Genomic DNA, 20,063 nt, shown 5'->3' on the forward strand with positions numbered 1-20,063 from the left:
CCAGGGAGGCCCGCCCCACCCCGGGTTACGTCGTGCGGCGGCGGCGCGCGCCGGGTCGGCGCTCGCTCGGCCGGGTCACGTGCTCGCCCGCGGACACCGCCGCATCGCGCCGCGCCGCCCCGAAGTCCGCCAGGGCCTGGGCCAGCTTGTGGACCGACGGCTCCGGAGCCATCACGTCCACCCGCAGCCCGTGCTCCTCCGCCGTCTTGGCAGTGGCGGGGCCGATACACGCGATCACGGTCACGTTGTGCGGCTTGCCCGCGATGCCGACGAGGTTCCGCACCGTAGAAGAGGACGTGAAGAGAACGGCGTCGAAGCCGCCGCCCTTGATCGCCTCGCGGGTGTCCGCCGGGGGCGGCGAGGCGCGCACGGTCCGGTAGGCCGTGACGTCGTCGACCTCCCAGCCGAGCTCGATCAGGCCCGCCACCAGCGTCTCGGTGGCGATGTCGGCGCGCGGCAGGAAGACGCGGTCGATCGGGTCGAAGACCGGGTCGTAGGGCGGCCAGTCCTCAAGAAGGCCGGCCGCGGACTGCTCGCCGCTCGGTACCAGGTCCGGCTTCACGCCGAACTCCACGAGCGAGGCGGCGGTCTGCTCGCCGACCGCGGCGACCTTGATCCCCGCGAACGCGCGCGCGTCGAGACCGTACTCCTCGAACTTTTCGCGAACGGCCTTGACCGCGTTGACCGAGGTGAACGCGATCCACTCGTAGCGGCCCGTCACCAGGCCCTTGACCGCGCGCTCCATCTGCTGGGGCGTGCGCGGCGGTTCGACGGCGATCGTCGGCACCTCGTGCGGCACGGCTCCGTACGACCTGAGCTGGTCGGAGAGCGAGGCGGCCTGCTCCTTCGTACGCGGTACGAGTACGCGCCAGCCGAACAGCGGCTTGGACTCGAACCACGACAGCTGGTCGCGCTGAGCAGGGGCACTGCGCTCGCCGACCACGGCTATGACGGCCTGGTGCCCGTCCGGCGAGGGCAGCACCTTCGCCTGCTTGAGCACCTGGGCGACCGAGCCGAGCGTCGCGGACCAGGTCCGCTGGCGCGTGGTGGTGCCCGCGATCGTCACGGTCATCGGGGTGTCGGGCTTGCGGCCCGCGGAGACCAGCTCGCCGGCCGCGGCCGCGACGGTCTCAAGCGTCGTCGACACCACCACCGTGCCGTCGCTCGCGCCGACCTCGGTCCAGCACCGCTCGGAGGCGGTACGGGCGTCGACGAAGCGGACGTCGGCGCCGCCGGCCCCGCTCAGCGGAACACCGGCGTACGCGGGCACGCCGACCGCGGCGGCCACGCCCGGCACCACCTCGAAGGGGATGCCCTCGGTGGCGCAGGCCAGCATCTCGCCGGCCGCGTCGCCGTCGAGGCCCGGGTCGCCGGAGACCGCACGGACGACCCGCCTGCCGGAGCGCGCGGCCTCCATGACAAGATTGGCGGCGTCCCTCAACACCGGGATCCCGGCGGTTGTTGACGCCTCGTCCACTACCGTCAGCTGAGGTGTGTCCACACCTGCCCGCGCATGCGCGCGAACAACGTCGAGCACAGCGGGCTCGGCGATCAGGACGTCGGCCGAAGCCAGCGCCTCCACGGCGCGCAGCGTCAGAAGTCCGGGGTCTCCGGGACCGGCACCGAGGAAGGTGACGTTTCCGGCGGCGGTGGGGTTGGTGGTGGGGCTCAAAGTGCTCGCTCCCCCATAAGACCGGCCGCACCCTTGGCGAGCATCTCGTCCGCGAGTTCGCGTCCGAGGGCCATCGCTTCGTCGTGCGACGTGGGTACGGGACCGGTGGTGGACAGCTGCACCAGCGAAGAACCGTCGGTGGTACCGACGACTCCGCGCAGGCGCATCTCATGAACAATCTGCCCGTCGGCCAGAAGGTCGGCCAACGCACCCACAGGTGCGCTGCAGCCGGCCTCCAGGGCGGCGAGCAGGGACCGCTCGGCGGTCACGGCGGCCCGCGTGAACGGGTCGTCGAGCTCGGCGAGCGCGGCGGCGAGGTCGGCGTTGGCCGCCGTGCACTCGATCGCCAGGGCCCCCTGGCCGGGGGCGGGCAAAACAGTGTCGACCGACAGGAACTCGGTCACCACGTCGGAGCGTCCGATGCGGTTGAGTCCGGCGGCGGCCAGGACCACCGCGTCGAGCTCGCCCTTGGTGACGTAACCGACGCGGGTGTCGATGTTGCCGCGGATCGGCACGCACTCGATGGTGCGGCCGTGGCTGCGGGCGTACGCGTTGAGCTGCGCCATCCGCCGCGGCGAACCGGTGCCGATGCGGGCAGCCCCCTTCGGGGACGGCGCGGTCAGCTGGTCGAAGGTCAGGCCGTCGCGGGCGACCAGCACGTCGCGCGGGTCCTCGCGGACCGGGATCGCCGCGAGCACCAGGTCGGGGTGCTCGGCGGTGGGCAGGTCCTTCAGGGAGTGCACCGCGAAGTCGACCTCGCCGCGCAGCAGCGCATCGCGCAGCGCCACGACGAACACACCGGTGCCGCCGATCTGCGCGAGGTGCTCACGCGAGGTGTCGCCGTACGTGGTGATCTCCACCAGCTCGACGGGGCGCCCGGTCAACTGCCGTACGGCGTCGGCCACATGGCCGGACTGGGCCATGGCGAGCTTGCTGCGCCTGGTCCCGAGTCTCAGTGCTTTCTCGGTCATGACCGCCCTCGGTTCTTGACATCGGCGTCGTTCAGATCGGCCCTGGAGACGGCGGCCACCGTCTCCGGGTCGAGGTCGAAGAGAGTCCGCAGCGCGTCCGCGTACCCAGCGCCACCGGGTTCGGCGGCGAGCTGCTTGATCCGCACGGTCGGCGCGTGCAGAAGCTTGTCGACGACGCGGCGCACGGTCTGGGTGACCTCGGAGCGCTGCTTGTCGTCGAGGTCGGGGAGCCGGCCCTCCAGGCGCGCGACCTCGCCGGCCACGACCTCGGCGGCCATGGCGCGCAGCGCGACGACGGTCGGCGTGATGTGCGCGGCCCGCTGGGCGGCGCCGAACGCGGCCACCTCGTCGGAGACGATCGAGCGGACCTGGTCCACATCGGCGGCCATGGGCGCGTCGGCGGAGGCCTCGGCGAGCGACTCGATGTCGACGAGCCGCACCCCGGGGATGCGGTGCACGGCGGCGTCGATGTCGCGCGGCATGGCGAGGTCGAGCAGCGCCAGCTTCACGGGCCCGGCCGGTACAGGGACGCCGCGCCCGGCGCCGGCCTGCGGCCGCTCCGCCCGCTCGGCCCAACTGCCGTGCAGTTCAAGGGAGTTGACGTCGACGGCCGGGTTCGCGTTCAGGGCGTCCACGCCGGGCCCGGCGAAGGTGATGCCCGCGTCGGCAAGCGCGGCCAGGTCCACCGGGCAGCCCGCGGCGTCGGGCGCGGGGGCTTCGGAACGTACGGCTTCGGCCTGATCCGTAGCGTCGTCCGGCTTCGTACCGTCCGCGAGCAGGCCGGCGCGCTCGGCGGCGGCGACCTCGGCGAGAGCGGCGCGGTCGGTGCCCGAGAGGCGGGCGACCGTCGCGGGGTCGGCGGCCGGGGCCAGCGGCGGCAGGCCGAGCGCGTCGGCCACGGCCTCGCCGGTCAGCACCAGGCCCGTGGCACCCGTGCAGGACACGGCCACGTCGACTCGTGTCAGTTCCCGTGCGACATCGGCCATCGCGACGGCGCGCGCGGCCGTGCCCGCCTCGCCGAGGATCTCGACGAGCCGCTCGGCGCGGGCGTGCGTCCGGTTGGCGACCACGATCTCGTCGACGCCGGTGCGGGCCAGGGTCGCGGCGGCGAGGGAGGACATGGAACCGGCGCCGATGACCAGCGCGCGCTTGCCCTTGGCCCAGTCCTCGACGGGCGCCCCGGCGGCGAGCTGCTCAAGGCCGAAGGTGACGAGCGACTGCCCGGCCCGGTCGATGCCGGTCTCGCTGTGGGCGCGCTTGCCGACCCGCAGCGCCTGCTGGAACAGGTCGTTCAACAGCCGCCCGGCGGTGTGCAGTTCCTGCCCGAGCGCGAGGGTGTCCTTGATCTGGCCGAGGATCTGGCCCTCGCCGACGACCATCGAGTCGAGCCCGCAGGCCACCGAGAAGAGGTGGTGGACGGCCCGGTCCTCGTAGTGCACGTACAGATAAGGGGTGAGCTCTTCGAGGCCGACGCCGCTGTGCTGGGCGAGCAGCGTGGAGAGCTCGGCGACGCCGGCGTGGAACTTGTCCACGTCCGCGTACAGCTCGATGCGGTTGCAGGTGGCGAGCACCGCGGCCTCGGCGGCGGGCTCGGCCGCGAGGGTGTCGTGGAGCAGCTTGACCTGCGCGTCCGCGGAGAGGGAGGCCCGCTCCAGGACGCTGACGGGGGCGCTGCGGTGGCTGAGGCCGACGACCAGGAGGCTCATGCCGGCATCACGGCGGGCATGTCCCCGTCCGGTCCCTTCCGGCCATTGCCCGCGGCGCGCACCGGCGGCACCACGGCGGCTGCGGCCTCGGCGACGGCGGCTTCCTCGCCGGCCTTGCGCTGCTCGTGGAAGGCGAGGATCTGGAGCTCGATGGAGAGGTCGACCTTGCGCACGTCGACGCCCTCGGGCACCGACAGGACGGTCGGCGCGAAGTTGAGGATGGAGGTCACTCCGGCGGCGACGAGGCGGTCGCAGACCTGCTGAGCGGCGCCCGCCGGGGTCGCGATGACCCCGATCGAAACACCGTTCTCGCTGATGATCTTCTCCAGGTCGTCGGTGTGCTGCACCGGCATCCCGGCCACCGGCTTCCCGGCCATCGCGGGGTCGGCGTCTATCAGGGCCGCGACCCGGAAACCGCGCGAGGCGAAGCCGCCGTAGTTGGCGAGGGCGGCGCCGAGGTTACCGATACCGACGATGACAACCGGCCAGTCCTGGGTCAGGCCCAGTTCCCGGGAGATCTGGTAGACGAGATACTCGACGTCGTACCCGACACCCCGGGTGCCGTACGAGCCGAGGTACGAGAAGTCCTTGCGCAGCTTGGCGGAGTTGACCCCCGCGGCGGCCGCGAGCTCCTCCGAGGAGACCGTCGGCACGGAGCGCTCCGAGAGTCCGGTGAGCGCACGCAGATACAGCGGAAGCCTGGCGACGGTGGCCTCGGGGATTCCTCGGCTTCGGGTCGCCGGTCGGTGAGTTCGGCCAGTTGCCACGGTGCTCCTGCGGGATGAGCGGGGCTGCAGGCGGCCACATGTCCCAGGGCCGCCCCGTCGGATGCAGGCTATGTCTTTGTGAACGCGTGCACAAAGATGGTGTCCGCTTTGTCCGAGCAAAGTGACCGGGCTCACGCGACCCGAGGAGGGAATCGCGGAACCACAGACGGGTTCAGTCCGTTCAGGACCCGAAGGGGGCAAAGCCGCACACACTCCTCACAGCGATACCCCCGAACCACAGCAAAACGACCATGATGGTAACCGCAACTATCGCGAACCCCATCATTTGGCTGTTCAACCGCCCACGGCCCGGAGCGCGCCAGCGTTCAACCGGTCAGTGCGCCTCTGAGGCGTACGGGATCCACGCGCCAGAAGGTGTGCTGCTCGCCATCGACGAGCACGACCGGAATCTGCTCCCAGTACTCCTTGTACAGCGCCTCGTCCTGGGTGATGTCCTTCTTCTCCCAGGACGCACCCGTCTCGGCACACACGGCCTCGATCACCTCCTGGGCGTCGTCACAGAGATGGCAACCGGGCTTCCCGATCAGCGTGACCACCCGGCCGGCAGGGTTCCCGCCCGGCTTCTTCGTACGTCGCAGCAAGGGACTCATGCCTCCCATTCTCCAACCCCTGACCCGCCCCGGGGACCCATAAGCCCGGATCGTCCGTTTAACACGACGGCCTCGGAGAGTTCACGCCATCGCTCCCTGGCGAGTCGGGAACTTCCGAACAAACTGGCTATGCTCACGGCATGGCCGCACTGGGATGGCTCACCCCTCGTAGGCGCTCGGCGACAGCACGCAGCGTGCTGGCCGGCGAGGCCGCAGCCGAGGCAGCCCGCAAGTCCTCGCAGGAACTGGCAGAGCTGGCGGAACTGGCACAGGCCACAGCCGACGAGACTCCGTCGGAGCCCGAGTTCCCCGTCGTCGGGGACGACCTCGCCGCCGCCTTCTTCGACCTCGACAACACCGTGATGCAGGGCGCCGCCCTCTTCCACTTCGGCCGGGGCCTGTACAAGAGGAAGTTCTTCCAGCGCCGCGAGCTCGCGCGGTTCGCCTGGCAGCAGGCCTGGTTCCGGCTCGCCGGCGTCGAGGACCCCGAGCACATGCAGGACGCCCGCGACAGCGCGCTGTCCATCGTCAAGGGCCACCGCGTCTCCGAGCTGATGTCCATCGGCGAGGAGATCTACGACGAGTACATGGCCGACCGCATCTGGCCCGGCACCCGCGCGCTCGCCCAGGCCCACCTGGACGCGGGCCAGAAGGTCTGGCTGGTGACGGCCGCCCCGGTCGAGACCGCCACGATCATCGCCCGCCGCCTCGGCCTGACCGGCGCGCTGGGCACGGTCGCCGAGTCCGTGGACGGCGTTTATACGGGCCGCCTGGTGGGCGAGCCCCTGCACGGGCCCGCCAAGGCCGAGGCCGTCCGGGCGCTCGCCGCCGCCGAGGGGCTCGACCTGACCCGCTGCGCCGCGTACAGCGATTCGCACAACGACATCCCGATGCTCTCGCTCGTCGGCCACCCCTACGCCATCAACCCGGACGCCAAGCTCCGCAAGCACGCCCGCGAGCGCGAGTGGCGGCTGCGCGACTACCGCACCGGGCGCAAGGCCGCGAAGGTCGGCATCCCGGCCGCGGCCGGCGTCGGCGCGCTCGCGGGCGGCACGGCCGCCGCCGTCGCCCTGCACCGCCGCCGCCGCTAGTCGGCGACTGTCCGCAGTCAACGGGCTGCCCCCGGCGGCCGCCCACAGCGTCAGCCGCCGGAATATTCGATTGTGGGGGTTTCGCCCCCATTCCCCTTGGCCCGCCAGCCCCGTTGCCCACACCCGGGCACAACAGATCCCCAGCGCGGACAGATCCGAAAGCATTCCGATCAACTTCCGCTCACTATGTGCGACTTGAACCGACGCATAGACGTAACAGAAGCGACGGAATCGACGATTTTAGCAACTGGGTGTAGCGCTCCCTGTACGAAGCGTTATTCTCCTCAGACGCAATCCGGAACCCGCACATCGCCACGATGGGTGAACAGTTCCGCACTGCACGTGATGGAAGCTCTGCCTCTGGGAGTCCCGTGTACCCACACGTCGGGGTTGACGCCTCGGGCCTGGCTACGCTGCGCGGGGCGGTCGTCGACCGCCTGCGCGTATTCGTCCCCACCGCGTACGCCGGCGCCCCTGCCTTCGCCACCGCAACACCCGTCGGGCCCTGCTATGCCCTGGCCGACGGTGGTGCCGCAGTCGGTAGACGGAGCGGCGGCCGCAGCACGGGCACGTCCGCGACGCCCACCGCCCGCCGGCCCACCGCCGACAGCGACAGCGCCCGCATGATGGATCTCGTCGAGCGCGCCCAAGCGGGCGAGGCCGACGCCTTCGGACGGCTCTACGACCAGTACAGCGACACCGTCTACCGCTACATCTACTACCGCGTCGGCGGCAAGGCGACGGCCGAGGACCTCACCAGCGAGACGTTCCTGCGCGCCCTGCGCCGGATCTCCACCTTCACCTGGCAGGGCCGCGACTTCGGCGCCTGGCTGGTCACGATCGCGCGCAACCTGGTCGCCGACCACTTCAAGTCGAGCCGTTTCCGGCTCGAAGTGACCACCGGCGAAATGCTCGACGCCAACGAGGTCGAGCGCTCCCCCGAGGACTCCGTCCTGGAGTCGCTCTCCAACGCCGCCCTGCTCGAAGCCGTACGCAAGCTCAATCCGCAACAGCAGGAGTGCGTCACCCTGCGCTTCCTCCAGGGCCTCTCGGTCGCCGAGACCGCCCGCGTCATGGGCAAGAACGAGGGCGCGATCAAGACCCTCCAGTACCGGGCCGTGCGCACCCTCGCCCGGCTCCTCCCGGACGACGCCCGCTGACCGCCCGGCCCGCCCGGACGCCACCCACCGACCCGCCGCAGGCGGGTCCGACTCACCATCCGTGAGCTACCGATGCCGCTGTGGTCCGATCATCCTTCGTCCGTAACCCAAGTGCCGCGTCCGTCGTTGTGCGGGATGAAGGCTCCCTGTGGTCACGCCATGTCCACAGCCGCTCACTCGATCGTGTGGATGTGGTCAAGGCGTGCAACCTTCCAGGCCCCTTGGGGAGTCGACCGTGATGACGAGAGGAGGTGCCGCCAGTGATCGCGAACGTATCGGCGCACCGGCGGGCGAACGCCTTCGCCCAGGCCCTGGAAGAAGCCTCGGCGGCCGACCAGGAGACACCCGAGACCGGGCCGGCCGAACAGGCCGACACCGGCAGGCTGTTGACCCTGGCGGGTGGGCTCGGCGAACTGCCGAAACCGGAGATGGACCCGCAGGTCAAGGTCGAGCAGCGGGCGCTGCTCATGGCCGAGATGGAGCGGATGTTCGCCGGCGGCGGTGCCGTCGACCCTCAGGTGCCCGAGCAGCGGACCGGCCGCGGCGCCCACCGGGCGACGTCGCTCCGGAAATTGCGACCCCGCTCCCGCTGGTCCAAGGGCATTGCGGCGGGCGGACTCAGCATCGGTGTGGCCGCGGGAGCGTTCAGCGGCGTGGCCGCTGCCAGTTCCGACGCCCTTCCCGGTGATTCCCTGTACGGGCTGAAACGCGGCATGGAGGACCTCAAGCTCAACCTGGCCGACGACGACGCCAGCCGGGGCGAGCTCTACCTCGACCAGGCCTCGACCCGGCTCTCCGAGGCGAGACGCCTGATGGAGCGGGGCCGCGCGGGCGACCTCGACCACGAACAGCTCGGTGAGGTCCGGCGCGCCCTCAGCGGCATGGAGCACGACGCCTCCGAGGGCCACCGCCTGCTGCACCAGGCCTATGCGAAGGACGGTTCCATCGGCCCCATCGCCGCCCTCAACTCCTTCGCCCAGGCCCACCGCGAGAGCTGGAGCAAGCTGCGCGGCAAGCTGCCCGCCCAGCTGACCGACGTCGGCAACAAGGTGAGCTCGGTCTTCGCCGCCATAGACCAGGAGGTCGGGCCGCTGCAGTCGCTGCTGCCCAAGACGTCGTCCACCACCCACGGCCGCCAGGGCTCCTCACACTCGGGCAGCACCTCGGCCACCGCCCGCCCGTCCACGCCCTCCTCGGCCCCCGGATCCGGTCACAGCGCCCCCGCCACCGGCGGAAAGCCACAGCCCTCCGGTTCGCCGTCCAACGAGGGCCTGCTCGGCGGCAACACCGGCGGCCTGTTCGAGCCGGGCACGGGCGGCGGCATCGTCCCCGCCCCGTCCGGCAAGTCCTCCAACAAGCCCCCGGTCCCGGACGTCACCCTGCCCCCGCTCCTGCCGGGCCTGCTGCCGGGCCTGGGCATCGACACGGACAAGGCGGAATAGAAGTCCACGTACGTACGCGTGGGAGGGGCTGGGTATTCCCAGCCCCTCCCACGCGTACGACTCCGGGCGGGCTCTGAAGAACGCGTACTCAGAAGATCACGCGAACTCAGAAGAACACGGACCGCCGCTGCACGAGCAGCTTGTACAGCGTGTGCTGGATCTGCTCCCGCACCTGGTCGGTGAGGTTGAACATCAGCATCGGATCCTCCGCGGCCTCCGGCGGATACCCGTCGGTCGGGATCGGCTCGCCGAACTGGATCGTCCACTTCGTCGGCAGCGGCACCAGACCCGCAGGCCCCAGCCACGGGAACGTCGGCGTGATCGGGAAGTACGGGAAACCGAGCAGGCGGGCCAGCGTCTTGGAGTTCCCGATCATCGGGTAGATCTCCTCGGCCCCCACGATCGAGCACGGCACGATGGGCGTGCCCGCCTTCAGCGCGGTCGACACGAAGCCGCCCCGCCCGAAGCGCTGCAGCTTGTACCTCTCGCCGAACGGCTTGCCGATGCCCTTGAACCCCTCCGGCATCACCCCGACGACCTCGCCCCGCTCAAGCAGCGCCTGGGCATCCTCCGAACAGGCCAGGGTGTGCCCGGCCTTGCGGGCCAGCTCGTTGACGACCGGCAGCATGAACACCAGGTCGGCCGCGAGCAGCCGCAGATGGCGCCCCGCCGGGTGGTGGTCGTGGACGGCCACCTGCATCATCAGCCCGTCCAGCGGCAGCGTCCCGGAGTGGTTGGCGACGACCAGCGCCCCGCCCTCGGCCGGGATGTTCTCGACGCCCTTCACCTCCACCCGGAAGTACTTGTCGTAGAACGGCCGCAGGATCGACATCAGGACCTGGTCGGTGAGCTCCTTGTCGTAGCCGAACTCGTCGACGTCGTATTCGCCGGTGATCCGCCGCCGCAGGAACGACAGGCCGCCCGCGATGCGCCGGTCCCAGCCGCCGCGCCGCTCCTGCCCGTCCGCCGGGCGGTCCCCGGAGGGCCGCTCCACGGCCTCCTGTGCCCCGGGCAGGGCACTGACCGGGGCGGCGGCTCCCGCGAGCGGCTGCGGCCCGGGCTCGGCCTTGCGGCGGCCCGGGACCGGGCGCCTGCGGCCGGTGCGCTGCGCGCTCTGGCGCGAGCGGTCGTCGTCGAACGGGATGACCTTGGCGTCCGCCATCGTTGGTGCGCTCCTCATTCCGCGTTCGAAGGGGTGGTGGCCCCGGCGAGGGCCCCGCCGGGGAAGGGCGCGAACGGCAGCCCCGCCACCCGGTCCACGGCCCTGGCCAGCGACTCCGGGGGCAGCAGCCCCGGCCCCCGGCTGCGGGCGAAGTCGGCGAACGTCTCGGCGGTCGTGTACTTGGGTTCGTAGCCCAGTGTCTCGCGCATCTGGGCCGTGCTGACCACCCGGCCGTGCGTGAGCAAACGAATCTGCTCCGGCGAGAAGTCGGTCACCCCGACCGTCCTGAGCGCGGTGCCGACCCAGCGGACCGCCGGCAGGAGCACCGGCACCGTGGGCCGCCCGAGCCGGCGCGAACACTGCGAGAGCAGCAGCACGCCCTCCCCCGCCACGTTGAAGGTCCCGCTGTTGAGCGTCCCGCGGCGCGGCTCGCCGGCCGCGATCCGCAGCACGTCGATCACATCGTCCTCGTGGACGAACTGGAGCCGCGGGTCATAGCCGAGCACCGTCGGAAGGACCGGCAGCGAGAAGTACTCGGCGAGCGGCGAGTCGGCGCTCGGCCCCAGGATGTTCGCGAAGCGGAGCACGCAGACCGCCACATCGGGCCGGCGCCGGGCGAAGCCGCGCACATACCCCTCGACCTCGACGGCGTCCTTCGCGAAGCCCCCGCTGGGCAGCGACTTCGGCGGCGTCGTCTCGGTGAACACCGCGGGATCGCGCGGCGCGGACCCGTACACGCTCGTACTCGACTTCACGACGAGCCGCTTGACCGTCGGCGACTTCTGGCAGGCGCCGAGCAGCTGCATCGTCCCGATGACGTTGGTTTCCTTGACCGTGGTCCGCCCGCCGCCCGAGCTCAGGGGCGTCCCGGTCACATCCATGTGCACGACGGTGTCCACCTCGTGCTCGGCGAGCACCTTCGCTATCGCCGGCTGGCGGATGTCCGCCTGTACGAATTCGGCACCACCCAGACGGTGCCCCGGCCGGACCACATCGACCCCGATCACCCGGTCGACCTCGGGATCCCGCTGGATCCGCCGCACAAGACGGCCGCCCAGCTGCCGGGCCACTCCGGTGACGAGCACGACCTTCCCCAAGATCAGCGCCTTCCTTCGGCCTTCGGTACGTCCCTAACGCCCTGAGCGCCACCGTAGCGGCTGGATGTTGCGCGGCGATGACCCCGTGCGCCCGCATGGCCGAGAAACTGCGCCCGGATACGCCGCAGCCCTCCCACCGACGATGCGGCGGGAGGGCTGCCATCTCACGAACAGCGCTCGCTTACTTCTTGTTGCGACGCTGAACGCGCGTGCGCTTGAGCAGCTTGCGGTGCTTCTTCTTGGCCATCCGCTTGCGCCGCTTCTTGATAACAGAGCCCACGACTACCCTCGCTCACTTCTTCTCACTCGGTGCGGGGCGTCTGGGCCCACACGACCTACGTCGGCCTAGCCTACCTGCCGCCGAGTGAGGGACGTAATCCGAGGGGAGCGGGGAGCCCTCCTCAGGCCGTCTCCACCCCCACAAAGGACTCGCGGAGGTACTCCTGAACTGCCTGTTCCGGAACCCGGAAGGACCTGCCCACCCGGATCGCGGGCAGATGACCGCTGTGCACCAAGCGGTACACGGTCATCTTTGACACTCGCATCACCGAGGCGACCTCCGCCACGGTAAGGAACACGACCTCGTTGAGAGGCCTCTGGTCTGCAGCCATGACCCACCTGTACCTTCCGCACCCAACGCGCACCGGCTTCCCCTCCGGTGACTCAACGTCGCTGTGCGCTCACTCCCCAGACTAGGGGCGGGTGGTGCGAGTGGGGAAGAGGAGCTGCCATCGGCCGCCTACTGTGACAGACACGCTCGATTGAGTACATAGCGAGTAAGCGGCCGGTAGTAATCAGACCGCACAGCGTCATCAAGCGGAACGGCCACGGCCACCCGCCCCTCGGCCTCGCCGACGAACAGCGCGGGGTCGTCCGTATCGGCGAGCCCGACGGCCTCAATGCCCAGCTGACCTGCCCCGCAGACCCATCCGTGATCTCCGATCACCAGCTCGGGAACCTGTCCGGAACCCCCCGCCGAGGCTCCCAAAGCGACCCGAACCGGGAGCGGCGAATGGGTGTGCGCGCCGGGCTCGCTCCCGGCTCCCCGCGCGCCGGGTTCCCGCACCAACGCGACTCCCCGTACGTAGTCAAGGTTGTACGTACGTACCCCGAACCGGGTCGTTATGTCGACAGAGCTACCCTGCGCAGGGGTGAGAACAGGGCATCCCGCCGCCGACAAAGCGTCCGCCAGGGCGGCGTAGAACCCGAGCAGACGGTGCGGATGCCCGGTCCCGAGCAGCACCGCGCCGCGCCGCGAAGCCACCTCCCCGAGCCGCACCGCGAAGGCGTCGAGCCCCGCCAGCGTCCGCTCCGGATCGATGACATCGGGCCCGCTGACGTGCCGCGGATCATCGCTCACCCCGCACTTGTCCGCCATCAGCCGCAACAAGTCCCGCTCGCCCCACCCCCATTCGGGGTCGAGCCCGAGCGTGACCCGGGGATCCCGCGCCGCGAACAGCCGATAGCTCCGCAGGCTCTCCTCCCGCGAGGTGGCCACAGGCCCGGCCAGCCTGGCCGCCAGAAGATGCGCCCGCAGCGCGCCGATGCTCAACACCCGACGATGCTCCCGCAGGGGGGTGGGGCGCGGGCCAAATTCGGCGCAGAGCCCCACAGTTGGCGTAACGCCACCTGGCCGCGAAGGGGCCTCTCGCCCCCCCCTCCCGAGACCCGCCCGGGGTGAGTTGGTTCGGCTGCGGACCGTGCGTGGCGGGTCGCGCAGTTCCCCGCGCCCCTAACAGGGTTGACGCTGGTCGGCACCGGCATCCTTAGCCCGTCCGGCGTTTGAGGACGAGCGCCATTAAGGCGCGAACGGGGTCTGGGGCGGAGCCCCAGGGACGACCGCGGGGCCGCAGCTGAACGACATCCCCCGGAGGGTCTCGGGAAGGGGCGGGGTGGGGAACTCCCCCTACGCCAACAACCCCCGCAACGGAAACACCGCCCGCCGAGTGGCCAGCACCGCCTGGTCCAGCCGATCCGCAGGGTCGTACCCCGCATCCCAGGACCGCCACGACACGGTCCGCCCGTCCGTCATCCGCGCCGGCCCCAACTGCCGCGTACGCGCGAACACTTCATCCCGCCAGGACGCGGGAATCACCGACTCGGGATCGAGCGGCGCATGCCCCGCGATCCCCACCAGATGCGTCCAGGACCGCGGCACCACATCCACCACCGCATACCCCCCACCCCCGAGCGCGACCCACTTCGCCCCCTCGACGTACTCATGGGCCAGCGAGTGGCACGCGGCCTGCACCGCCCGCTGCGCATCGAGCGAAACGGCCAGGTGAGCCAGCGGATCCTCGAAATGCGTATCGGCCCCGTGCTGAGTGACCAGCACCTGTGGCCGGAAATCGGCGATCAGCTCGGGCACCACCGAGTGGAACGCCCGCAGCCACCCCTCGTCCCCCGTCCCCGCCGGCAGCGCGACATTCACCGCGGAACCCTCACCGGCCCCGTCCGCCCCGGTCTCCTCCGGCCACCCGGTCCCGGGAAACAGGAGCCGGGGATGCTCGTGCAGCGAGATCGTCAGGACCCGCGGATCCTCCCAGAACGCCGCCTGAACCCCGTCCCCGTGGTGTACGTCCACATCCACGTACGCGACCCGCTCGGCCCCCAGCTCCAACAGCCGCGCGATGGCCAGCGCGGCGTCGTTGTAGATGCAGAACCCGGCCGCCCCGCCCGGCATGGCGTGGTGCAGCCCGCCCGCGAAGTTGACCGCGTGCGCGGCCTCCCCCGCCCACACCGCCTCGGCCGCGGCGACCGACTGCCCGGCGATCAGCGCGGAGGCCTCGTGCATCCCGGCGAAGGCGGGATCGTCCATCGTGCCGAGCCCGTACGACGCGTCGGCGGAACCCGGATCCGCCGACGCCGCCCGCACCGCGTCGACGTAGTCCTGCCGGTGCACGAGCCGCAGCGTGGAGTCCCCGGCGGGCGGCGCGGCAACCACGTCCACCTGCTTGTCGAGCCCGTACGCCCGCACCAGACCCATGGTCAGCGCGAGCCGTACCGGGTCCATCGGGTGGCTCGACCCGAAGTCGTAGCGCGTGACAGCTTCATCCCACATCAACAGTGCGCGGCCGCTCATGCCCGCCACCGTATCGGGCGGCCTCGGAGCCGAACGAGCGGGCGTACACCAGCGTCAGCAATACCAGGACCATCGGCACGAGCATCGCCCCGCGATAACTCCAGGCGTCCCCCAGCGCCCCCACGAGCGGCGAGCCGACAAGAAAACCCACGTAGTTGAAGATGTTGAGCCGGGCGACCGCCGCGTCGCTGGCGTCCGGAAACAGCCGCCCGGCCGCGGCGAACGTCTGCGGCACGATCACGCACAGCCCGAACCCGAGCAGCGTGAACCCGGCCATCCCCGCCCAGGCCCCGGGCGCGGCCGCCACCACGCCGAACCCGGCCGCGGCCAGCACCGTCCCGAACCGCACCACGGCCACCGCCCCGAACCGCCGCACCCCGAAGTCCCCGGCAGCCCGCCCGAGCAGCGTGGTGACCATGTAGACGTTGTACGGAACGGTCGACAGCTGCTCGGAACTGCCCAGCGTGTCCTGGAGGTACTTGGCACTCCAGTTGGAGACGGTCGAGTCCCCGATGTACGCGAAGCTCATCACCAGGCAGAGCGGCAGCAGCAGCCGGAAGACGACGGGCTTGGCCCCCTCGGCCCGCTCCACCGCGGCGCCGACCGGCTCACCGTCCACGTACCACCGGCTCGCGACCAGACACACCGGCAGCAGCACGGCCACGACCGGCAGATACGACACGAGCAGCGACAGGTGCCAGTGCGCCCCCACCCAGGCGAGCGAGGCGCCCCCGATCCCCCCGAGGCTGTACGAGGCGTGGAACCCGAGCATGATGCTGCGCCCGTACGTCCGCTGGAGGCTGACCCCCAGCATGTTCATGGACGCGTCGAGCGCCCCCACCGACAGCCCGAACGCGCCGAGCGACAGCGCGGCCTGCCACATCCGGTCGCCCGCGCCGGCCCCGAGCAGCGCCAGGAGCACGGCGGGCTGGGCGAACCGCAGCACCACGCTGGGCCGGACCCGCTTGATCAGCTGCTCGGTGCAGACGCTGCCGACCCCCGCGAGGATCGGCACGGCCGCGAGGAAGACGGGCAGCAGCCCATCCGATATCCCGTACCGGTCCTGGATCGCGGGTATGCGGGTCACCAGGAGGGCAAAGGCCATGCCCTGCGCGAAGAAACTCACCGCCAGGGACGCCCTGCCGTGCCGCAGGCGTGCGTCTGTCATGGCGGCACAGCCTAGGGCCGTTACTTACTCCTGGGTAGAGAGATCACCCGAGCAATCCGAGCAGCTGCCCCATGTTGTCGAAGTACCCGTTGGCCCCGTCGAGCCGCTCGGCGGGCGTCATCGCCGTGAACCCGTACACGTCCATCCCCGCAGCCCGCGCGGCCTGGACCCCGAGCCGGCTGTCCTCGATGACGACGCACCGCTCGGGTGCCACCCCCATCCGCTCGGCCGCGTGCAGGAACAGGTCCGGCGCCGGCTTCCCCCGCCCGACGTCCTCCGAGGAGAACACCCACTCCTCCTCGAACCACTCGTCGAGCCCGGTCCTGCGGTGCCCGACCCGGATCCGCTCGTGCGTCCCGGACGACGCCACGCAGTACGGCACCCCGTCCGCCACGAGCTTCCCGAGTACGTCCGTGACCCCCGCGACGGGCTGCAATTCCCGCTCGAACGCGGCGAAAATCCGAGCGTGCAGCGTCTCGTCGAAGTCGACCGGCAGCGCTTGCCCGGTCCTCTCCTGGATCACGTCGTGCACGCGATGGACTGCGGCCCCCATGTAGTCACGGAGGGATTCCTCGTACGAGGTGGGATGGCCGAGCTCGGTGAGATACCCGGACAGGATGGTGTTCGAGATCGGCTCACTGTCGACGAGCACGCCGTCGTTGTCGAAGATGATGAGGTCGTAGCGCATGACTCGACCTTAAACGCAGAAAGGCCCCGCACCGTAGTCCCGAAGGACCAAGTGCGGGGCTTTCCCCAAAATTTGTTCGGCGGCGTCCTACTCTCCCACAGGGTCCCCCCTGCAGTACCATCGGCGCTGAAAGGCTTAGCTTCCGGGTTCGGAATGTAACCGGGCGTTTCCCTAACGCTATGACCACCGAAACACTATGAAGTTGAACACCGGAACCGGAAACGGTTCTGACGGCTGTTCATTGCTTCAGAACAAACACAGTGGACGCGAGCAACTGAGGACAAGCCCTCGGCCTATTAGTACCAGTCAGCTCCACCCGTTACCGGGCTTCCACATCTGGCCTATCAACCCAGTCGTCTACTGGGAGCCTTACCCTCTCAAGGAGGTGGGAACACTCATCTCGAAGCAGGCTTCCCGCTTAGATGCTTTCAGCGGTTATCCTTTCCGAACGTAGCCAACCAGCCATGCCCTTGGCAGGACAACTGGCACACCAGAGGTTCGTCCGTCCCGGTCCTCTCGTACTAGGGACAGCCCTTCTCAATGTTCCTGCGCGCGCAGCGGATAGGGACCGAACTGTCTCACGACGTTCTAAACCCAGCTCGCGTACCGCTTTAATGGGCGAACAGCCCAACCCTTGGGACCGACTCCAGCCCCAGGATGCGACGAGCCGACATCGAGGTGCCAAACCATCCCGTCGATATGGACTCTTGGGGAAGATCAGCCTGTTATCCCCGGGGTACCTTTTATCCGTTGAGCGACGGCGCTTCCACAAGCCACCGCCGGATCACTAGTCCCGACTTTCGTCCCTGCTCGACCCGTCGGTCTCACAGTCAAGCTCCCTTGTGCACTTACACTCAACACCTGATTGCCAACCAGGCTGAGGGAACCTTTGGGCGCCTCCGTTACTCTTTAGGAGGCAACCGCCCCAGTTAAACTACCCATCAGACACTGTCCCTGATCCGGATCACGGACCGAGGTTAGACATCCAGCACGACCAGAGTGGTATTTCAACGACGACTCCACAACCACTGGCGTGGCCGCTTCAAAGTCTCCCACCTATCCTACACAAGCCGAACCGAACACCAATATCAAACTGTAGTAAAGGTCCCGGGGTCTTTCCGTCCTGCTGCGCGAAACGAGCATCTTTACTCGTAGTGCAATTTCACCGGGCCTATGGTTGAGACAGTCGAGAAGTCGTTACGCCATTCGTGCAGGTCGGAACTTACCCGACAAGGAATTTCGCTACCTTAGGATGGTTATAGTTACCACCGCCGTTTACTGGCGCTTAAGTTCTCAGCTTCGCCACACCGAAATGTGACTAACCGGTCCCCTTAACGTTCCAGCACCGGGCAGGCGTCAGTCCGTATACATCGCCTTACGGCTTCGCACGGACCTGTGTTTTTAGTAAACAGTCGCTTCTCGCTGGTCTCTGCGGCCACCCCCAGCTCAGAGTGCAAGACTCATCACCGGACGTGGCCCCCCTTCTCCCGAAGTTACGGGGGCATTTTGCCGAGTTCCTTAACCATAGTTCACCCGAACGCCTCGGTATTCTCTACCTGACCACCTGAGTCGGTTTAGGGTACGGGCCGCCATGAAACTCGCTAGAGGCTTTTCTCGACAGCATAGGATCATCCACTTCACCACAATCGGCTCGGCATCAGGTCTCACCCTTATATGTCATCCGGATTTGCCTAGATGACGGGCTACACCCTTACCCCGGGACAACCACCGCCCGGGCTGGACTACCTTCCTGCGTCACCCCATCGCTTACCTACTACCACCTTGGGCCGGCGGCTCCACCACTTTCCATTCCCCGAAGGGTCCGGAACGGCTTCACGGCCTTAGCATTAATGGGCTCGATACTGGGCGTTTCAAAGCGGGTACCGGAATATCAACCGGTTGTCCATCGACTACGCCTGTCGGCCTCGCCTTAGGTCCCGACTTACCCTGGGCAGATCAGCTTGACCCAGGAACCCTTAGTCAATCGGCGCACACGTTTCTCACGTGTGTATCGCTACTCATGCCTGCATTCTCACTCGTGAACCGTCCACCACTAGCTTCCGCTGCAGCTTCACCCGGCACACGACGCTCCCCTACCCATCCCAGCAGGCGTTGGCCCTATATGCTGGAATGACACGACTTCGGCGGTACGCTTGAGCCCCGCTACATTGTCGGCGCGGAATCACTTGACCAGTGAGCTATTACGCACTCTTTCAAGGGTGGCTGCTTCTAAGCCAACCTCCTGGTTGTCTCTGCGACTCCACATCCTTTCCCACTTAGCGTACGCTTAGGGGCCTTAGTCGATGCTCTGGGCTGTTTCCCTCTCGACCATGGAGCTTATCCCCCACAGTCTCACTGCCGCGCTCTCACTTACCGGCATTCGGAGTTTGGCTAAGGTCAGTAACCCGGTAGGGCCCATCGCCTATCCAGTGCTCTACCTCCGGCAAGAAACACACGACGCTGCACCTAAATGCATTTCGGGGAGAACCAGCTATCACGGAGTTTGATTGGCCTTTCACCCCTAACCACAGGTCATCCCCCAGGTTTTCAACCCTGGTGGGTTCGGTCCTCCACGACCTCTTACAGCCGCTTCAACCTGCCCATGGCTAGATCACTCCGCTTCGGGTCTAGAGCGTGCAACTCAATCGCCCTGTTCGGACTCGCTTTCGCTACGGCTTCCCCACACGGGTTAACCTCGCTACACACCGCTAACTCGCAGGCTCATTCTTCAAAAGGCACGCAGTCACGACTGACAGCACAAGTGCTGCCAGCGACGCTCCCACGGCTTGTAGGCACACGGTTTCAGGTACTATTTCACTCCGCTCCCGCGGTACTTTTCACCATTCCCTCACGGTACTATCCGCTATCGGTCACCAGGGAATATTTAGGCTTAGCGGGTGGTCCCGCCAGATTCACACGGGATTTCTCGGGCCCCGTGCTACTTGGGTGTCTCTCAAACGAGCCGTTGATGTTTCAGCTACGGGGGTCTTACCCTCTACGCCGGACCTTTCGCATGTCCTTCGCCTACACCAACGGTTTCTGACTCGTCCTGTCGCCGGCAGACGACAGAAGAGAGATCCCACAACCCCGCATGCGCAACCCCTGCCGGGTATCACACGCATACGGTTTGGCCTCATCCGGTTTCGCTCGCCACTACTCCCGGAATCACGGTTGTTTTCTCTTCCTGAGGGTACTGAGATGTTTCACTTCCCCTCGTTCCCTCCACATACCCTATGTGTTCAGGTATGGGTGACAGCCCATGACGACTGCCGGGTTTCCCCATTCGGAAACCCCCGGATCAAAGCCTGGTTGACGGCTCCCCGGGGACTATCGTGGCCTCCCACGTCCTTCATCGGTTCCTGGTGCCAAGGCATCCACCGTGCGCCCTTAAAAACTTGGCCACAGATGCTCGCGTCCACTGTGCAGTTCTCAAACAACGACCAGCC

Annotated in this window: 16 protein-coding genes and 2 rRNA genes; 3 read left to right on the forward strand and 15 right to left on the reverse strand. The window is 68.5% G+C overall.

Features of this window, described 5'->3' with window-relative positions; all coding sequences use genetic code 11:
• Positions 1-25: 25 nt before the first annotated feature.
• From OHA17_RS17190 to OHA17_RS17210, 5 genes are all read right to left on the reverse strand, one after another.
• Positions 26-1,672, reverse strand: coding sequence for a bifunctional uroporphyrinogen-III C-methyltransferase/uroporphyrinogen-III synthase (locus OHA17_RS17190; RefSeq protein WP_053724584.1), 1,647 nt, complete (start codon positions 1,670-1,672; stop codon positions 26-28).
• The gene (gene hemC / locus OHA17_RS17195) at positions 1,669-2,643 is read right to left on the reverse strand and encodes a hydroxymethylbilane synthase (RefSeq protein ID WP_406507358.1); all 975 of its coding nucleotides are present in this window, start codon (positions 2,641-2,643) and stop codon (positions 1,669-1,671) included. The genes OHA17_RS17190 and hemC overlap by 4 nt, the downstream gene beginning before the upstream one ends.
• Positions 2,640-4,349: a glutamyl-tRNA reductase gene (locus OHA17_RS17200; RefSeq protein ID WP_406507359.1), complete on the reverse strand. Its 1,710-nt coding sequence runs from the start codon at positions 4,347-4,349 to the stop codon at positions 2,640-2,642. Before OHA17_RS17200 ends, hemC begins: the two co-directional genes overlap by 4 nt.
• The gene (locus OHA17_RS17205; protein WP_053724587.1) at positions 4,346-5,116 is read right to left on the reverse strand and encodes a redox-sensing transcriptional repressor Rex; all 771 of its coding nucleotides are present in this window, start codon (positions 5,114-5,116) and stop codon (positions 4,346-4,348) included. Before OHA17_RS17205 ends, OHA17_RS17200 begins: the two co-directional genes overlap by 4 nt.
• Positions 5,117-5,442: 326 nt before the next feature.
• Positions 5,443-5,727, reverse strand: coding sequence for a glutaredoxin family protein (locus OHA17_RS17210; protein ID WP_406507360.1), 285 nt, complete (start codon positions 5,725-5,727; stop codon positions 5,443-5,445).
• 140 nt (positions 5,728-5,867) lie between these two features.
• Between OHA17_RS17210 and OHA17_RS17215 the strand changes: the two genes are divergently transcribed.
• From OHA17_RS17215 to OHA17_RS17225, 3 genes are all read left to right on the forward strand, one after another.
• Positions 5,868-6,818 (forward strand): HAD family phosphatase, encoded by a 951-nt coding sequence (locus tag OHA17_RS17215; RefSeq protein WP_189968705.1) that lies wholly within the window; start codon positions 5,868-5,870, stop codon positions 6,816-6,818.
• Between the two features lie 371 nt (positions 6,819-7,189).
• Complete coding sequence (locus OHA17_RS17220; RefSeq protein WP_053724590.1) at positions 7,190-7,978, forward strand: ECF subfamily RNA polymerase sigma factor, BldN family; 789 nt, start codon at positions 7,190-7,192, stop codon at positions 7,976-7,978.
• A gap of 260 nt (positions 7,979-8,238) precedes the next feature.
• Positions 8,239-9,420 carry a DUF5667 domain-containing protein gene (locus tag OHA17_RS17225; RefSeq protein WP_053724591.1) on the forward strand — a complete coding sequence of 394 codons (1,182 nt, stop codon included), beginning with the start codon at positions 8,239-8,241 and terminating at the stop codon, positions 9,418-9,420.
• A 106-nt stretch (positions 9,421-9,526) separates the two neighbouring features.
• Here OHA17_RS17225 and OHA17_RS17230 read toward each other — a convergent pair whose 3' ends face one another.
• The 10 genes from OHA17_RS17230 to OHA17_RS17275 all read right to left on the reverse strand — a co-directional run bounded on the left by OHA17_RS17230 (position 9,527) and on the right by OHA17_RS17275 (position 20,018).
• Positions 9,527-10,582, reverse strand: a complete 1,056-nt coding sequence (locus OHA17_RS17230) for a lysophospholipid acyltransferase family protein (RefSeq protein ID WP_406507361.1) — start codon at positions 10,580-10,582, stop codon at positions 9,527-9,529.
• 14 nt (positions 10,583-10,596) lie between these two features.
• On the reverse strand, positions 10,597-11,679 hold the full coding sequence (locus tag OHA17_RS17235) for an NAD-dependent epimerase/dehydratase family protein (protein ID WP_398875850.1): 1,083 nt from the start codon (positions 11,677-11,679) through the stop codon (positions 10,597-10,599).
• Positions 11,680-11,860: 181 nt separating this feature from the next.
• Positions 11,861-11,959: a 30S ribosomal protein bS22 gene (locus tag OHA17_RS17240; RefSeq protein ID WP_003948845.1), complete on the reverse strand. Its 99-nt coding sequence runs from the start codon at positions 11,957-11,959 to the stop codon at positions 11,861-11,863.
• Between the two features lie 121 nt (positions 11,960-12,080).
• A complete protein-coding gene (locus tag OHA17_RS17245; RefSeq protein ID WP_159047648.1) occupies positions 12,081-12,290 on the reverse strand; it encodes a helix-turn-helix domain-containing protein in 210 nt (69 codons plus the stop codon).
• 128 nt (positions 12,291-12,418) lie between these two features.
• Positions 12,419-13,234, reverse strand: a complete 816-nt coding sequence (locus tag OHA17_RS17250) for a phosphatase (RefSeq protein WP_406507362.1) — start codon at positions 13,232-13,234, stop codon at positions 12,419-12,421.
• A 351-nt stretch (positions 13,235-13,585) separates the two neighbouring features.
• A complete protein-coding gene (locus tag OHA17_RS17255; protein ID WP_078966167.1) occupies positions 13,586-14,761 on the reverse strand; it encodes an acetoin utilization protein AcuC in 1,176 nt (391 codons plus the stop codon).
• A complete protein-coding gene (locus OHA17_RS17260) occupies positions 14,730-15,929 on the reverse strand; it encodes an MFS transporter (protein WP_406507363.1) in 1,200 nt (399 codons plus the stop codon). The genes OHA17_RS17255 and OHA17_RS17260 overlap by 32 nt, the downstream gene beginning before the upstream one ends.
• Positions 15,930-15,972: 43 nt before the next feature.
• The gene (locus OHA17_RS17265; RefSeq protein WP_398875854.1) at positions 15,973-16,617 is read right to left on the reverse strand and encodes an HAD family hydrolase; all 645 of its coding nucleotides are present in this window, start codon (positions 16,615-16,617) and stop codon (positions 15,973-15,975) included.
• A gap of 74 nt (positions 16,618-16,691) precedes the next feature.
• Positions 16,692-16,808: ribosomal RNA gene (rrf, locus tag OHA17_RS17270) — 5S ribosomal RNA — on the reverse strand.
• 85 nt (positions 16,809-16,893) lie between these two features.
• Positions 16,894-20,018: ribosomal RNA gene (locus tag OHA17_RS17275) — 23S ribosomal RNA — on the reverse strand.
• Positions 20,019-20,063 lie beyond the last annotated feature (45 nt).

It is taken from the genome of Streptomyces sp. NBC_00212, from assembly GCF_045206365.1.
Classification (GTDB): domain Bacteria; phylum Actinomycetota; class Actinomycetes; order Streptomycetales; family Streptomycetaceae; genus Streptomyces.

Coding starts and splice junctions, on each gene's coding strand:
- OHA17_RS17210 (WP_406507360.1), bottom strand. CDS start 5,727: ATGAGTCCCTTGCTGCGACGTACGAAGAAGCCGGGCGGGAACCCTGCC.
- OHA17_RS17245 (WP_159047648.1), bottom strand. CDS start 12,290: ATGGCTGCAGACCAGAGGCCTCTCAACGAGGTCGTGTTCCTTACCGTG.
- OHA17_RS17265 (WP_398875854.1), bottom strand. CDS start 16,617: ATGCGCTACGACCTCATCATCTTCGACAACGACGGCGTGCTCGTCGAC.
- hemC (WP_406507358.1), bottom strand. CDS start 2,643: ATGACCGAGAAAGCACTGAGACTCGGGACCAGGCGCAGCAAGCTCGCC.
- OHA17_RS17215 (WP_189968705.1), top strand. CDS start 5,868: ATGGCCGCACTGGGATGGCTCACCCCTCGTAGGCGCTCGGCGACAGCA.
- OHA17_RS17255 (WP_078966167.1), bottom strand. CDS start 14,761: ATGAGCGGCCGCGCACTGTTGATGTGGGATGAAGCTGTCACGCGCTAC.
- OHA17_RS17200 (WP_406507359.1), bottom strand. CDS start 4,349: ATGAGCCTCCTGGTCGTCGGCCTCAGCCACCGCAGCGCCCCCGTCAGC.
- OHA17_RS17230 (WP_406507361.1), bottom strand. CDS start 10,582: ATGGCGGACGCCAAGGTCATCCCGTTCGACGACGACCGCTCGCGCCAG.
- OHA17_RS17260 (WP_406507363.1), bottom strand. CDS start 15,929: ATGACAGACGCACGCCTGCGGCACGGCAGGGCGTCCCTGGCGGTGAGT.